Annotated in this window: 11 protein-coding genes and 1 riboswitch; of the genes, 5 read left to right on the forward strand and 6 right to left on the reverse strand. The window is 71.1% G+C overall.

All coding sequences use genetic code 11. The features are described 5' to 3' along the window. Positions 1-24: 24 nt before the first annotated feature. Positions 25-1317: an ATP-binding protein gene (locus tag ACPT94_RS11495; RefSeq protein ID WP_360332329.1), complete on the forward strand. Its 1293-nt coding sequence runs from the start codon at positions 25-27 to the stop codon at positions 1315-1317. After that, positions 1314-2051 carry a LuxR C-terminal-related transcriptional regulator gene (locus ACPT94_RS11500; RefSeq protein WP_360332332.1) on the forward strand — a complete coding sequence of 246 codons (738 nt, stop codon included), beginning with the start codon at positions 1314-1316 and terminating at the stop codon, positions 2049-2051. Before ACPT94_RS11495 ends, ACPT94_RS11500 begins: the two co-directional genes overlap by 4 nt. Before the next feature lie 70 nt (positions 2052-2121). Here ACPT94_RS11500 and ACPT94_RS11505 read toward each other — a convergent pair whose 3' ends face one another. After that, the gene (locus ACPT94_RS11505; protein ID WP_360332335.1) at positions 2122-2754 is read right to left on the reverse strand and encodes a hypothetical protein; all 633 of its coding nucleotides are present in this window, start codon (positions 2752-2754) and stop codon (positions 2122-2124) included. A 114-nt stretch (positions 2755-2868) separates the two neighbouring features. Then, the gene (locus tag ACPT94_RS11510) at positions 2869-3942 is read right to left on the reverse strand and encodes a C40 family peptidase (protein ID WP_425245802.1); all 1074 of its coding nucleotides are present in this window, start codon (positions 3940-3942) and stop codon (positions 2869-2871) included. Positions 3943-4419: 477 nt separating this feature from the next. On the opposite strand from ACPT94_RS11510, the gene ACPT94_RS11515 reads away from it, so the two are divergent. Next, complete coding sequence (locus tag ACPT94_RS11515) at positions 4420-4773, forward strand: hypothetical protein (protein ID WP_360332338.1); 354 nt, start codon at positions 4420-4422, stop codon at positions 4771-4773. On the opposite strand, the gene ACPT94_RS11520 is transcribed toward ACPT94_RS11515, so the two are convergent. Together ACPT94_RS11520 and ACPT94_RS11525 are read right to left on the reverse strand one after the other, a co-directional pair. Then, the gene (locus ACPT94_RS11520; RefSeq protein WP_360332341.1) at positions 4751-5725 is read right to left on the reverse strand and encodes a tellurite resistance/C4-dicarboxylate transporter family protein; all 975 of its coding nucleotides are present in this window, start codon (positions 5723-5725) and stop codon (positions 4751-4753) included. The genes ACPT94_RS11515 and ACPT94_RS11520 overlap by 23 nt on opposite strands. 326 nt (positions 5726-6051) lie before the next feature. Continuing rightward, positions 6052-7224, reverse strand: coding sequence for a C40 family peptidase (locus tag ACPT94_RS11525; protein ID WP_425245755.1), 1173 nt, complete (start codon positions 7222-7224; stop codon positions 6052-6054). Between the two features lie 8 nt (positions 7225-7232). Then, a riboswitch (cyclic di-AMP (ydaO/yuaA leader) is annotated at positions 7233-7393 on the reverse strand. A gap of 426 nt (positions 7394-7819) precedes the next feature. Between ACPT94_RS11525 and pcrA the strand changes: the two genes are divergently transcribed. Continuing rightward, entirely contained in the window at positions 7820-10306 is a 2487-nt protein-coding gene (pcrA, locus tag ACPT94_RS11530) for a DNA helicase PcrA (protein ID WP_425245756.1), read from the forward strand. An 82-nt stretch (positions 10307-10388) separates the two neighbouring features. On the opposite strand, the gene ACPT94_RS11535 is transcribed toward pcrA, so the two are convergent. Together ACPT94_RS11535 and ACPT94_RS11540 are read right to left on the reverse strand one after the other, a co-directional pair. Then, positions 10389-11924: a M23 family metallopeptidase gene (locus ACPT94_RS11535; protein WP_425245757.1), complete on the reverse strand. Its 1536-nt coding sequence runs from the start codon at positions 11922-11924 to the stop codon at positions 10389-10391. A 262-nt stretch (positions 11925-12186) separates the two neighbouring features. After that, a complete protein-coding gene (locus tag ACPT94_RS11540; protein ID WP_360332353.1) occupies positions 12187-13059 on the reverse strand; it encodes an esterase/lipase family protein in 873 nt (290 codons plus the stop codon). 374 nt (positions 13060-13433) lie between these two features. On the opposite strand from ACPT94_RS11540, the gene icmB reads away from it, so the two are divergent. Next, positions 13434-13850: a coenzyme B12-dependent isobutyryl CoA mutase small subunit gene (gene icmB / locus ACPT94_RS11545; RefSeq protein ID WP_360332356.1), complete on the forward strand. Its 417-nt coding sequence runs from the start codon at positions 13434-13436 to the stop codon at positions 13848-13850. Positions 13851-13970: the final 120 nt, after the last annotated feature.

Consider the following 13970-nt stretch of genomic DNA (forward strand, 5'->3'; position numbering starts at 1 on the left):
GGCCGCCGTGTGAACATCGATGGCATGCCGGAAGCCGCAGCAGCGCCACTCGTCGAACCGCGGCCGCCGCGCAAGCTCTACCGCAGCAGTGACGGACGCTGGCTGGGTGGCGTGGCGCGGGGGCTCGCCGGGCATCTCGGGCTGCCCGTGATCTGGGTGCGGCTCGTCTTCGTCGGCCTGTTCCTGGCAGACGGCCTCGGCGCCCTGCTCTACGCGGCCTTCTGGTTCTTCGTGCCGCTCGGGGTCGGTGGCGTCGGCGACCAGAAGCCCCCCTCCCTCGTCGCCACCGAGACCGCGCCCGACGGCCGCCGCAGACTCGTCGCCCGCAAACCGGACAGGGGCCAGATCGTCGCCCTGCTCCTCATGGTCGTCGTGGCCATGGTCTTCGTGGGCAACGTGAATCTGGGCAGCGGCGCCAAGGCCTATCTCCTGCCCGCCGTCCTCGTCGGCGCGGGCGTCGCCCTCGTCTGGCGTCAGGCGGACAACGCCCGCCGGGCCCGCTGGGTCGAGGTGGGCCGCAGACGTCGTACGCTCACGCTGCTGCGCGCGGGCGCCGGTGTCCTCCTGGTCACCGCCGGCGTCTCCGGCATCTTCGTCCTGCAGGGCTCCGCCGCCCACCTCGATTCGGTCCTCCAGGCTGCCCTCGCCGTCCTGGTCGGCATCACACTGCTCGCCGGGCCGTATCTCGTGCGCATGACGCAGGACCTCTCCGAGGAGCGCCTGATGCGCATCCGGGCCCAGGAGCGCGCGGAGGTCGCCGCACACGTCCACGACTCGGTGCTGCACACGCTCACCCTGATCCAGCGCAACGCGGAGAACGCGAACGAGGTGCGCCGCCTCGCCCGCGCTCAGGAGCGCGACCTGCGGACCTGGCTGTACAAGCCCGAGGGCACCGGCAAGGACGAGGCCGACGAACCGACCACGCTCGCCGACGCGGTCCGGCGCAACGCCGCGGAGGTGGAGGACAAGCACGGCGTCCCCCTCGAGGTCGTGGTCGTCGGCGACTGCCCGCTCGACGAACGGACAGCGGCGCAGATGCAGGCCGCGCGCGAGGCGATGGTGAACGCCGCCAAGTACGGTGGCGAGGGCGGCGCCGTGCAGGTCTACGCCGAAGTCGAAGGAAGGACGGTCTTCGTGTCGGTCCGGGACCGCGGCCCCGGCTTCGACCTCGACTCGATACCCGCCGACCGCATGGGCGTCAGAGAATCGATCATCGGCCGCATGGAGCGCAACGGCGGCACCGCGCGACTGCGGGCGGTGCCGGGCGGTGGCACGGAGGTCGAGCTGGAGATGGAGAGGGCGGAGAAGACGTCATGAGCGACCCGACCGAGACGAACGGAACGGCGGGAGCGGCCGAGCCGGCCGAGACCTTGGGCGGCGGCACGGGCGGGCGCCATGTGCGCGTGGTCCTGGTCGACGACCACCGAATGTTCCGTACGGGCGTCCAGGCCGAGATCGGCCGGACCGAGGAGACCGGCGTCGAGGTCGTCGGCGAGGCCGCGGACGTCGACCAGGCGGTCACGGTGATCACCGCGACCCGGCCGGAGGTCGTCCTCCTCGATGTGCACCTGCCGGGCGGCGGCGGGGTCGAGGTGCTGCGCCGCTGCGCCGCGCTGATGGCCGACGCCGAGCAGCCCGTGCGTTTCCTCGCCCTGTCCGTGTCGGACGCGGCGGAGGACGTGATCGGGGTGATCCGCGGCGGCGCCCGGGGATACGTCACCAAGACGATCACCGGCACCGATCTGGTCGACTCCATCTTCCGTGTGCAGGAGGGCGACGCCGTCTTCTCGCCGCGGCTCGCCGGCTTCGTCCTCGACGCCTTCGCCTCCACCGACGCCCCGCCGGTCGACGAGGACCTCGACCGTCTCACCCAGCGCGAGCGCGAGGTCCTGCGCCTCATCGCCCGCGGCTACGCCTACAAGGAGATCGCCAAGCAGCTCTACATCTCCGTGAAGACGGTCGAGTCCCATGTGTCGGCGGTTCTGCGCAAGCTCCAGCTGTCCAACCGGCACGAGCTGACGCGGTGGGCGACGGCACGGCGGCTGGTGTGACACCCGGCGCGGGTCGCTGATCGCCGTATCGCAGAGCCGGGGTCGCAAAGCCGCTCGCGGGTGGCGGTCGCTACCGGTGCCCCGCCGCCGGCGCCGGTCCCAACGCCCGTAGCGCCCACCGGTAGTGCCGTACCGCCTTCGCCGCGCCGATCAGGCCCGTCAGCCACAGGATCGTGCCGATGCCCATGCCGAGGGCGACCTCCGCGTACGTCGAACGGCCGGGTCGTGCGCCGGCCGCGGTCGCGAAGGACGCCCACAGGCCGGTCGTGGCGACGGCGAGGGAGGACAGCAGCCAGAAGAGGCTGAGGCCGGGGGAGCGCAGGCGGGCGTCGGACAGGGGGTGGCTGTCCAGGGCGAGCCAGGCGTCCAGGAGCTGCCGTATCTGGTGGTCACGGCGGACGGCGAGGACGACGGCCACGACGGACGGGGCGAGCGCGGCGAGGCCGAGGAGCGCGAAGACCGGGCCGAGGAGGAACGCGGTGGGGTCCTTCTCCTCGAACTGCTGCACCGGCAGGACCAGCAGCGACCATCCGATGATCGCCGCGAGCGCCAGCAGCCACAGCAGCAGCACCCGGTGGACACCGAGGCTGCGCCGGTGCAGTTCCTCCAACGCCCGCTGACGGTCGGCCAGCAGCGTGGAACGGTCCGGCCAGGTGCGGAGGTACGGCGGAGGTGGGGGAGGGGGAAGCGTGGCGCGGGACATCGGGGCTCTTTCGGGCGGACGGGGAGGAAGAGACGACGTACGACGGCGTGCCGTTGCCGCGCGCCGAACCTACCGCGTCGCATGTCCATGCCCGGGTCGCCCCCCGCCACGGGTTCACACCACCCGGGTCGCCCCCGCGTACGGCATCTCGTCGAGTGGTGCCACGCGCACCGGGGCCGACGGGTTCGGGGCGTGGATCATCCTGCCGTCACCGATGTAGATCCCTACATGGGTGATGCCGGAGTAGAAGAACACCAGGTCGCCCGGGCGGAGTTCGGAGCGGGAGACACGGCGGCCGGCGTCGATCTGGGCGTATGTCGTGCGGGGCAGGGAGACGCCCGCGGAGCGGTAGGCGGCCAGGACCAGGCCCGAGCAGTCGAAGGCGTTCGGGCCGGTCGCGCCCCACACATAGGGGCTGCCGAGCTTGGAGTAGGCGTAGGAAAGGGCGGCCGCGGCACGGGAGTTGGTGGTGGTGGCGGAGCCGGGGGCCTGGAGGGTGTCGCGGGCGCCCGTCGAGGCCCGCGAGGCGCGGGTGGCGCCCGTCGCGCCGTCCGCTCCTTGCTCGAGCCGGGCGCGTTCCTGAGCCGTCAGCCGGGACAGCAGCCGGCGAGCCGCGTCCAGCTTTCCGGTGATCGTCTTCTTGTGCCGCTTCAGTTCCGTCTGACGCGTCTGGAGGGAGGTCAGTTCGACGCGGGCGGCACCGCGCAGTTGCTCGATCTCGCGCAGCTGTCTGCGGACGCGGGCGACGGCGGCGGACTGGCGGTCGCCGGCGCGTTCGGCGAAGGCGGCGCCGTCGAGGTACTGGTCGGGGTCGTCGGAGAGCGCCAACTGCATCGCGGGGTCGAGTCCACCACTGCGGTACTGCGCCGCCGCCATCGATCCCAGCGCCTCCCGCGCCGAGTTGAGCCGCGCCTCCTTGCGTGCGGCCTCGTCGCGCAGGGCCTTCAACCGCTCCTCGGCCGCCGTCGCCTTCTCCTGCGCGCCGTTGTACTTCTCGGTGGCGGCCTCCGCCTCCTGGTACAGCTTGTCCACCTTGGCCTTCACCTGCGCCGGTGTGGGGCTCGGCTCGGCGTGTCCGGTGCCGTCGAAGACCGTCGTGCCCGCCGCGCCGGCGAGGGCGATCGTGGCCGCCGTGCGGACGCTATGGCCGCCGAGCGAGCGCTGTCGGGGCTTGCGGTGCGCTGCCACGTGGGACTGCACGTCCTTTCGTACGACCGCCTCGTCGGGTACGGCCATCAGGGGCCCGGGCGGGACCCACTGCCCGCCGGGAGCGGACGGACGTACGGCCGCGGGGAGCGGCTGACGCGCCCGGCGGCGGCCCGCACAGGGGAGCGGGGCGCCGCCGGACTTTCTCGGCGGTGGTGGCCGACTGCCGCCCCTGGCCCGGGCGGCGGTGGGGAGCCGGTCACCTGGGGGAGGACGCTAGGCCCGTCCGTGTCGAGTCGGTAACGGGATGTGCGGAAGTGACGCGAGCGCAGTGACAGGTGACCGGGTGTGGTCGTCGATCCGGTCCAGGAGCGTCGACTTCGGGCGGCGCGCTGACCGATACGGCGGAAACCGGACACGTCGGAGCGGCGGAGTGCTATGGGGCGCATATGCAGGTGCCGTCACAGGAGGTGGGCCGGTGTCGGGTGGCCTCCGCGCGGCTGATTAGCATCCGGCTTCATGGACGTACTCATCCATCTCTTCGTCGGCCTGCACATCATCGGCATCGCCGCGCTCCTCGGCGGCTTCCTCACGCAGATGAAGGCGATGGGCCAGGGCACGGCCCGCTTCGTCCCCGCGATGCTGCACGGCGCGGCGACGATGCTGGTCACCGGCGTGATCCTGGTCGGCCTCAACCAGGCGGACGACCAGGAGGTCAACAACATCAAGATCGGCGTGAAGCTGGTACTGCTGATCGTGATCCTCGGCCTGGTCTACGTGAAGCGCGACGACGAGAAGGTGGACAAGCCCCTGTTCGGTCTGGTCGGGCTGCTGACCGTGGCCAACGTCTTCATCGCGGTCCTCTGGACCTGACGGCCGCGCGGGCCGCCGCGACCGATCCCGCGGCGACGGCCGTCCACGCCGCCACCGCGATCCACAGCAGCACCCGCCCGGGCCACTCCAGCCACGGGACGCCGACGGCGGCGGCGACGGACAGCGTCCCCGCCGCCGTCATCCCCATCGCGAACACCGTCGCCCAGCGCCGCGTGTCGTAGCGCGCCCGCGGCCACCGCGCCTCGGCCACGAGCAGTACGGCGTACCAGCTCAGGTCCAGAATCAGCAGCCCCACGGTCATCGTGCGCAGCGCGCTGGTGTCGTCCTCGTTCCACAGGTACAGGCCGCCGTCGTCGGCCGTGAGGAGCCTCGACCCCGCCAGCGCCGAGATGGCGAGCGCGCCGCCCGCCACCCAGTGGTCCCCGGCGCCCCCGGCCACCTGCCGCAGGTCGAAACGGGCCAGCGCGAAGCCGTACAGCACCAGGCCGAGCCAGAACAGCACGAGCGCGGTGTGCGCGAGCCAGGCCGCTTCCTCGGCCCGGGCAAGAGTCGCACCGAGTACGGCCAGCCCCTGTGTGGCCACACAACACAGGAACACCGCCCCGGACATGCGCCGCCTCCAACGCCGCATGACGTTCACCAGCAGCACGGGCCACAGCACCGCCGCGAGCGCCAGCAGCGACTCGGCGAGCTGCTGCCGTCCGAGCGCGGAGAACCGCGTGCCGAGCACGGTGGTCGCCGCGACGGCCGTGAGCGCCTCCGGCGCACCTGCCTCCGCCCGCCACCGCTCGCGCTCGCCCAGAAGCCGTACGACGAAGCCCACTGCCAGCGCCACCCAGACGGCGCCCGCCGTCGCCAGTGCGATCCGGGACAGCACCGCGTACCCCGCCAGATCCAGACCGACCGACAGGATGCCGCTTGCCAGCACAACGGCCCCGGCCGCCGGCGTACGCCGCGCCCACCAGGAGCGAAAGGGGGAAGAGCCGGGCATGCGGCCGATGCTAAGCAGCACGGGACGGCTTGCGAGGGGGCACGCGCGCGGGGACGAGGAATTACGCGCGGGCACAGGACAGCGGAGACGGCGTGGGGTGAGGGGTGTCAGACGGGGTGGGGCGGAGTGCGCCGGCGCGGAGAGGGGGCTCCAGGGGCGCCGGTCGCGCAGTGCGGGCGCCGGGCGGAGGTGAGGGGCGCGCGGACGGGGCGCCGCGCTCCCTGACGCACTGGAGCCACCCGCTCACGCGCGCGTGCCCCCACTCACAGGCACGCGACGACCGCCCGGCGACGCCCCCGGCGACGACCGCCGGGCACCGGCTGCCCTCAGGCCGGGCGCACCACGCTGTGGATCGACGACTCGCCGTCGTAGTACACCGACTCCTCGCGCACGTACGCGCCCGGCTTCGGGGCGTGGATCATCATGCCGTTGCCGATGTAGATGCCGACGTGGGTGACGTCGTCGTAGAAGAAGATCAGGTCACCCGGGAGGGCGTTGGCGAGGGGGACGGTGGTACCGGCGTTCACCTGGTCGTAGGTGGTGCGCGGGAGGGTGACGCCGGCGGCCTTCCAGGCGGCCTGGGTGAGGCCGGAGCAGTCGTAGGACTCGGGACCGGTGGCGCCCCAGACGTACGGCTTGCCGATCTGCGCGCGGGCGAAGGCGAGCGCCTTCTCGGCCTTCGTGGTGTACGAGGCGTCCGCGGCGGGAGCGGACGAGGACGGCGACGACGACGAGGACGTGTCCGAGCTCGAGGAGGTGCTGCTCTCCTGCTGCGCGGCCGCCGCCTCGGCCGCCTGCTGTTCCGCCAGTTCCGCCGCCTTGCGGGCGGCCTCCTCCTGCTTCTGCTTCTCGATCGCGGCGAGCCGCGCCTTCTCCTCCGCCGTCAGCTGCGACAGCAGCGTGCGTGCGGTGCTGAGCTTCTTCTGGACGGTGGCCTTGGCGGTCTTCAGGTCGTTCTGCGAGTCGGTGAGCGTCTCGAGGCTCTTCGTGGCCTCCTGACGCTTCTTCATCGTCTCCGACTGCTCGGTGAAGTAGTCGTCGACCGCGCCCTTCTGGCGTTCGGTCAGGCGCCCCATCAGCTGGGTCTGGTCGAAGTAGTCCTGCGGGGAGTCCGCGAGCAGGAAGGTCGCCGTGTCGGGCGCGGAGGCACCGGTGCGGTACTGGGCGGCGGCGAAGGAACCGAGCCGCTCCCGTGCTTCGTTGAGCTTCTGGGCGCGCTGCGCGACGTTGTCGAGGAGGGAGTCGACGCGCTTGCGCTGCTTGGTCGTCTTCTCCTTGGCGGCGTTGTACTTCTCGGTCGCCGTCTCCGCCTGGCGATAGAGGTCGTCGACCTTCTTCTCGACCTCCTCCAGACTCGGCTTGTCGTCCGCGGAGGGCGCGGCGTTGGCCGTCTGGGAGAGCAGGGCCATCGAGGTGAGGGCGGCGGTGGCGAGAGCGGGCGTGCGTATGCCTGCTACGCGCGTACCCGAGGGGCGTGGCTTGCGGTGCTGCGACGCCAAGGGAGGCGACTCCTTCCATGTTCCGCCTACCGGGTTAGCTGTCGGGTTCGGGCGGGTGGTTCGGAAGGGTTGCCCTACGGCCTTGTCTCCGGAGGGGAGTCGGGCCGATTCACCCCAAGGTCTCGGTGGGTCCCCGGCTCCGGCTGCCGCGAGGGGGCGCGCCGGACTCGGCGGAGGCCGCGCGGCCCGGCGAGGTTCGCCGGTGGGGGTCGTACGGCCTGCCCGGCACGGTAGCCAACTGGTGTGGCCCCTGTGAAGGTTGATGGGTGATATGCCCGATACATTTTCGTGACCTTGGGTCAGGGCTTCACGCGGCGCCGCCAATCCGGAGTGATGTGAGCTCATTCGCTCACTTCATGCCGCAATGGCACTGTCCGACCGGTTTCATGGTTGTCGACCGAATAATCCCGACCGCGCCAAGCGCAAGTACGTGCCGAGCCCTCCGGTCACGGTCCGTGACGCGTTGATTCGGCAGGGCGAGGACTCAGGGCGCCCGGTCCCGCAAGATCGCCGGATTCTTGATCGGCCACTGAATTCGCGGATGTTCTGGGGACGGCGGCGGGTTGTCAGTGAGGGCCCCTAGACTCGGAGAGCGATGAGCAGCCTCTTTGACGACAGCTTCCTGGCGGACCTCCAGGCCCCTCGTGGCCACGAGGAGGAGCCCCCGCCGCCGCCCGAGGACGATCACGCTCCGGAGCCGCTTCCGGACGATCTGTTCGGCGGGAAGTTCGACGTGCCTCCGGATCGGGACGCCTACTACCGCGACGGCGCCCCGCGCCCGGCGATCGACGCGGCGGCGCTCCTGGAAGGGCTCAACGACAACCAGCGCGCCGCCGTCGTCCACTCCGGCACCCCCCTGCTCATCGTCGCCGGCGCCGGATCCGGCAAGACGCGCGTGCTCACCCACCGCATCGCCCACCTCCTCGCCGAGCGCCATGTCCATCCCGGACAGATCCTCGCGATCACCTTCACCAACAAGGCCGCGGGCGAGATGAAGGAACGCGTCGAGCAGCTCGTCGGCCCGCGTGCGAACGCGATGTGGGTGATGACCTTCCACAGCGCGTGCGTGCGCATCCTGCGGCGCGAGAGCAAGAAGCTCGGTTTCACGTCGTCGTTCTCGATCTACGACGCCGCCGACAGCAAGCGCCTCATGGCCCTGGTCTGCCGCGACCTGGACCTCGACCCGAAGCGCTTCCCGCCGAAGTCCTTCAGCGCCAAGATCAGCAACCTCAAGAACGAGCTGATCGACGAGGAGGACTTCGCCGCCCAGGCCACCGACGGCTTCGAGAAGACCCTCGCCCAGGCCTACGCCCTCTACCAGTCGCGGCTGCGCGAGGCGAACGCCCTCGACTTCGACGACCTGATCATGACCACGGTCAACCTGCTGCGCGCGTTCCCCGACGTCGCCGAGCACTACCGCCGCCGCTTCCGGCACGTCCTGGTCGACGAGTACCAGGACACCAACCACGCCCAGTACGCCCTCGTCCGCGAGCTCGTCGGCACCAGCGAGCACCCCGTCGACGTACCGCCCGGCGAGGACGACATCCCGCCGGCCGAGCTGTGCGTCGTGGGTGACGCCGACCAGTCGATCTACGCCTTCCGCGGCGCGACGATCCGCAACATCCTCCAGTTCGAGGAGGACTACCCGGACGCGACGACGATCCTGCTGGAGCAGAACTACCGCTCCACGCAGACGATCCTGTCCGCCGCCAACGCCGTCATCGAGCGCAACGAGTCCCGCCGCCCCAAGAACCTGTGGACCAACGCCGGCGCGGGCGCGCGCATCACCGGATACGTCGCCGACACCGAGCACGACGAGGCGCAGTTCGTCGCCGACGAGATAGACCGCCTCACGGACGCGGGCGAGGGGAAGGCCGGCGATGTCGCCGTCTTCTACCGCACCAACGCCCAGTCCCGTGTCTTCGAAGAGGTCTTCATCCGCGTCGGCCTGCCCTACAAGGTCGTCGGCGGTGTCCGCTTCTACGAGCGCAAGGAGGTCCGGGACGTCCTGGCCTACCTGCGTGTCCTCGCCAACCCGGAGGACTCGGTCCCGCTGCGCCGCATCCTCAACGTGCCCAAGCGGGGCATCGGCGAGCGCGCCGAAGCCATGATCGACGCCCTCTCCCAGCGCGAGAAGATCAGCTTCCCGCAGGCGCTGAAGCGCGTGGACGAGGCCTACGGCATGGCCGCGCGGTCGACGAACGCCGTGAAGCGGTTCAACGTGCTGATGGAGGAGCTCCGTACGATCGTCGAGTCCGGTGCGGGCCCGGCGACGGTCCTGGAGGCGGTGCTCGAACGCACCGGCTACCTCGCCGAGCTGCAGGCCTCCACCGACCCGCAGGACGAGACCCGTATCGAGAACCTCCAGGAACTCGCCGCCGTGGCCCTGGAGTTCGAGCAGGAGTCCGGTGAGGGCGAGACGTCCGGTTCGCTCTCCGACTTCCTGGAGCGGGTCGCGCTCGTCGCCGACTCCGACCAGATCCCCGACGAGGAGGAGGACGGCTCGGGCGTCATCACGCTCATGACCCTCCACACCGCCAAGGGCCTCGAGTTCCCGGTCGTGTTCCTGACCGGCATGGAGGACGGCGTCTTCCCGCACATGCGCTCCCTCGGTCAGACCAAGGAGCTGGAGGAGGAGCGCCGCCTGGCCTACGTCGGCATCACCCGCGCGCGGGAGCGGCTGTATCTGACGCGGTCCGCGATGCGCAGCGCGTGGGGGCAGCCGTCGTACAACCCGCCCTCCCGGTTCCTGGAGGAGATCCCGGCCACCCATGTCGACTGGAAGCGGACGGGGGCGACCTCGCCCGTGTCGTCCGGTCCGGCGTCCGGGGTGGCGGCCTCGCTGTCCTCCTCGCGCTCGCGCTCGTCGGCGTCCGGCGCGTCCGGCTTCGCCACACGGCGGACCTCGGAGAAGCCGGTCGTCTCGCTGGCCGTGGGCGACCGCGTCACCCACGACCAGTTCGGGCTCGGCACGGTCGTCGCGGTGAAGGGCACGGGCGCCAACGCGGAGGCGACGATCGACTTCGGCGACACCAAGCCGAAGCGGCTGCTGCTGCGGTACGCGCCGGTGGAGAAACTGTAGGCCCGGGCCGGGGGCCCATGAAGGGCGCATGACATGAAGCGAGCCCCCGCTCAACTGCGGGGGCTCGTCAAGGGATCGAGGTCTACGTCGGGTCGAGACCGTGGCTGCGCAGCCACGGCAGCGGGTCGATCGACGAGTCTCCGCCCGGCCGGACCTCGAAGTGCAGGTGCGGGCCGGTCGAGTTGCCGGAGTTGCCGGAGTACGCGATCGGGTCGCCGGCCTTCACCGTCGTGCCGGAGGCGACGCGGTAACTGGAGAGGTGGCAGTACCAGGTCTCCGTGCCGTCCTTCGCCGTCACGATCATCATGTTGCCGTAGGCGCTGTTCCACTGCGTGCGCACGGTGCCGTCGGTCGCGGCCATCACCGTGGTGCCGTAGGAGACCGGGAAGTCGATGCCGGTGTGCGTGGACATCCAGTTGATGCCGGCCTGGCCGTAGTAGGCGCTGAGTCCGTGCTGGGCGACCGGGAGGGCGTACTTGGGGCGCAGCCGCTCCTTGCGGGCCGCCTCCGCCGCCGCCTTCTTCCTCTCGGCTTCCTGCTGAGCCTTGAGGTCGATACGTTCCTGCGTACGGCTGGCCCGGTCGGCGAAGGCGTCGGCCTCGGCGGTCAGGGTCTGCAGCTGGGCGTCCAGCTTGTTGTTGGCCGCGGACGGTTTCACCGCCTGCGCGTCCGAGGCGGTGGTCGAGACGTCCTTGTCGTCGCTGGTCAGCGTGGAGACGGAGGCGGCGGCGATCCCGGCGACGCCCATGACACAGGCCGAGGGCACGGCCACCGTCAGCAGCGCGGAGCGCTTGGCGGGCGTGCGGCGCCGGGAGCGGTTCGCGTTGCGGGCGGCCACGCGCGAGGTGGGGGCCGGGGCGGCTTCCTCCTGGTCGTCGAGGAGGGGGAGCGGGGAGGCGGCGGACGGCTCACCGGCGTCGGCCGACTCGCTCTCGTCCGCGGAGTGTTCCTCGTACGCGGCGGGCTCGTCGTAGCCGGCCTGGTCGAACGTGGCCTGGTCGAAGACGACTTGCTCGAAGGTGGCGGTGGCCTGCTGGTCGAAGGGCAGCTCGGTCTGCTGCTGGGCGTACTCGTCCGGGCCGGATGTGCCGGCGTCGCCGCCGTCGGAGTTCCACTGCGTGGCGTCGTAGGCCCCGGTGTCGAAGGCCTGCGTGCCCCATTCCCACTGCTGGGTCTGGTCGGCGGCGCCGCTGGACTGGTCGGGCTGCAGCCAGGCACTCGCGTCCCACTGCCCACTGGTGTCCGTCACCGTGTTCTGCTGCGGGATGGCCGACAGCTGCTGGTGCTCCGCGGTCCAGGCGGTCGTGTCGTACGCGCCCGTGTCGTAGGCGGCGTGGTGCTGGGCCGCGTACGGGTCGTAGTTCAGGGTCTGATGGCTGTCCGTGGACCACTGCCCGGTGCCGTACGCACCCGTCGGCGTGCCGTCGCCCGGGAGGTCGCCGAAGAGGGGGTCGGCCGCGAAGTGGCCGGTGGTGTGGCTGACGGAGTCGTAGGGCGGGTACGTGGTGGAGTCGCCGTACGGGGCTTCCTGGGAGCCGTACGACGCGTAGTGCGCCGGTTCGGCGTCGGAAGCCGAGGTCGGGGTGGTCAGGGTCCCCGACGGGTGACGGTCGTTCACCAACTTCTCTCTCGCCTCGACAACAGGGGCTGCCAGAGCAGTGCGGCGACTGTACCCGGCGGTACGCGGGCACGACAATCTTCCGCAGGTTTCGTGCCCGCGGGAAAGGGGCATTCGGCCCTGTTTCGGGGGAGGGCGGGCGCGGGTTTTGGCCCTATGTTCGAAGGTTGTTCGATGGTGGAGGGCTGTCAGGGCCCTGTCGGGCCGCTGTGGAGGCGATACGAGTGCCCCTGCGGGGCGGTATGTCGGGTCCGGTCGGGGCTCAGGCCACCGTCAGGTCGTCGGTGTGCTGGGCGGTGCCCGTCCACTCGGCGTCGAGGGCCTGCCGTATGCCGGTTGCGACGGCCGGGTGCACGGGCAGGGCCAGGTGGCCGATCCCGCTCACCTGCACGCTCTGTGACAACAGGTCGGGGTGGTCCAAACGGGCGGTCTCCAGGGGGTCCATCAGGTGGTCGAGGTCGCTCCAGAAGCTGACGAAGTGCGTGCGGCAGCCGGGCGCGGGCCGGGACAGTTCTTTGATGACCTCCGAGTCGGGGCGCATCTGGCGCACGATGGGGTGCGCGTTCGCCAGGGGGGCCACCCGGGTGCCCGCGTGCGGGGTGCCGAGCGTGACCAGTGTCCGTACGCGGGCGTCACCGCCGAGCCGCTGGACGTAGTACCGGGCGATGAGGCCGCCCAGGCTGTGTCCGACGACGTCGACCCGGGTGCTGCCGGTGCGCTCGCAGATCTCCTCGATGTGCCGGCCCAGCAGTTCGGCCGCCACGCGAATGTCGCAGATCAGAGGGGAGTAGTTGAGTGACTCCACTCGGTGCCGGCCGTGCTGGGAGAGGCTGCGGCGGAGCAGGACGAAGACGGAACGGTTGTCGATGAAGCCGTGCAGCAGGACGACGGGGGGCGGGGACTGAGCGGGGAGCCTGGCCGGATCCCCGGTGCCGTCCGTGGCGGGGAGCACGGGAACAGCCGGGCCGCGGCGCTCCGGGGCGATACCGGAGGGGTACAGGAGCAGGTGCCACGCGAGGATCGCGATGTCCAGGGCCGTCGCTTTGAGGAGGTTCACGGAGAGGCCGGTCAGCTTGGTCGGCAGCAGACGCTGACAGAACGGGTAGAAAGGCTGCAACATCCGCGTGACCTGCATGGCCGACCTCCTGTCGGCACGCCGGGGACGCCTCTGTCCCCCGTGTGCCCTCGTGGAAGTCGCGGCTGAGGAGGCCGGCTGCCTGTGCCGATGCGCCGCACCACCACGGCGCGCGGCCTGCGACGCGGTGGTGCGGCGACCTCGTTGCGGCTCCCGTTTGCGCGAGCTCCCCCCGAGTACCCCCTGTGGGGAGAAGGAACCGCGCGTGGTGAATGTGTCCCACTGTGTGATTTCCCCCTCGGTCCGCACCGTAAAACTGCCGGTTGCGGGATGCTGGCGATAACGTTCGTTCACTTCCCCCGGCCGGTGTGGTGGTACCTCTCGGTACGCAGGGAATCGGTACGGATGGATGTAGTCGCTTCATGGAGGCAGTGATGGGTGTGGCAGCCGGTCCGATCCGCGTGGTGGTGGCCAAGCCGGGGCTCGACGGCCACGATCGTGGGGCCAAGGTGATCGCGCGGGCGCTGCGCGACGCCGGTATGGAGGTCATCTACACCGGGCTTCACCAGACCCCCGAGCAGATCGTCGACACCGCGATCCAGGAGGACGCCGACGCCATCGGTCTGTCCATCCTCTCCGGCGCGCACAACACGCTCTTCGCCGCCGTGATCGAGCTCCTCAAGGAGCGCGACGCGGCGGACATCCTCGTCTTCGGCGGCGGGATCATCCCCGAGGCGGACATTCCGCCGCTGAAGGAGAAGGGGGTCGCGGAGATCTTCACCCCGGGGGCGACGACCGCTTCGATCGTGGACTGGGTTCGGGCGAACGTGCGGCAGCCCGCGGAAGCCTGAGCTGCGGGATGTTGTACGGGCGGTCTGGGCGGCCGGCCCCCTGAGGGCCGCCGCCCCCAGGCCCCCGCTTCGGCCCTGAACGGGCCTCGTCCTCAAGCGCCGGACGGGCCGGGCGGGAAG

The sequence above is a fragment of the Streptomyces aurantiaciflavus genome, from assembly GCF_049808595.1.
Classification (GTDB): domain Bacteria; phylum Actinomycetota; class Actinomycetes; order Streptomycetales; family Streptomycetaceae; genus Streptomyces.

Coding starts and splice junctions, on each gene's coding strand:
- ACPT94_RS11495 (WP_360332329.1), top strand. CDS start 25: ATGCCGGAAGCCGCAGCAGCGCCACTCGTCGAACCGCGGCCGCCGCGC.
- ACPT94_RS11500 (WP_360332332.1), top strand. CDS start 1,314: ATGAGCGACCCGACCGAGACGAACGGAACGGCGGGAGCGGCCGAGCCG.
- ACPT94_RS11505 (WP_360332335.1), bottom strand. CDS start 2,754: ATGTCCCGCGCCACGCTTCCCCCTCCCCCACCTCCGCCGTACCTCCGC.
- ACPT94_RS11515 (WP_360332338.1), top strand. CDS start 4,420: ATGGACGTACTCATCCATCTCTTCGTCGGCCTGCACATCATCGGCATC.
- ACPT94_RS11520 (WP_360332341.1), bottom strand. CDS start 5,725: ATGCCCGGCTCTTCCCCCTTTCGCTCCTGGTGGGCGCGGCGTACGCCG.
- pcrA (WP_425245756.1), top strand. CDS start 7,820: ATGAGCAGCCTCTTTGACGACAGCTTCCTGGCGGACCTCCAGGCCCCT.
- ACPT94_RS11540 (WP_360332353.1), bottom strand. CDS start 13,059: ATGCAGGTCACGCGGATGTTGCAGCCTTTCTACCCGTTCTGTCAGCGT.
- icmB (WP_360332356.1), top strand. CDS start 13,434: ATGGGTGTGGCAGCCGGTCCGATCCGCGTGGTGGTGGCCAAGCCGGGG.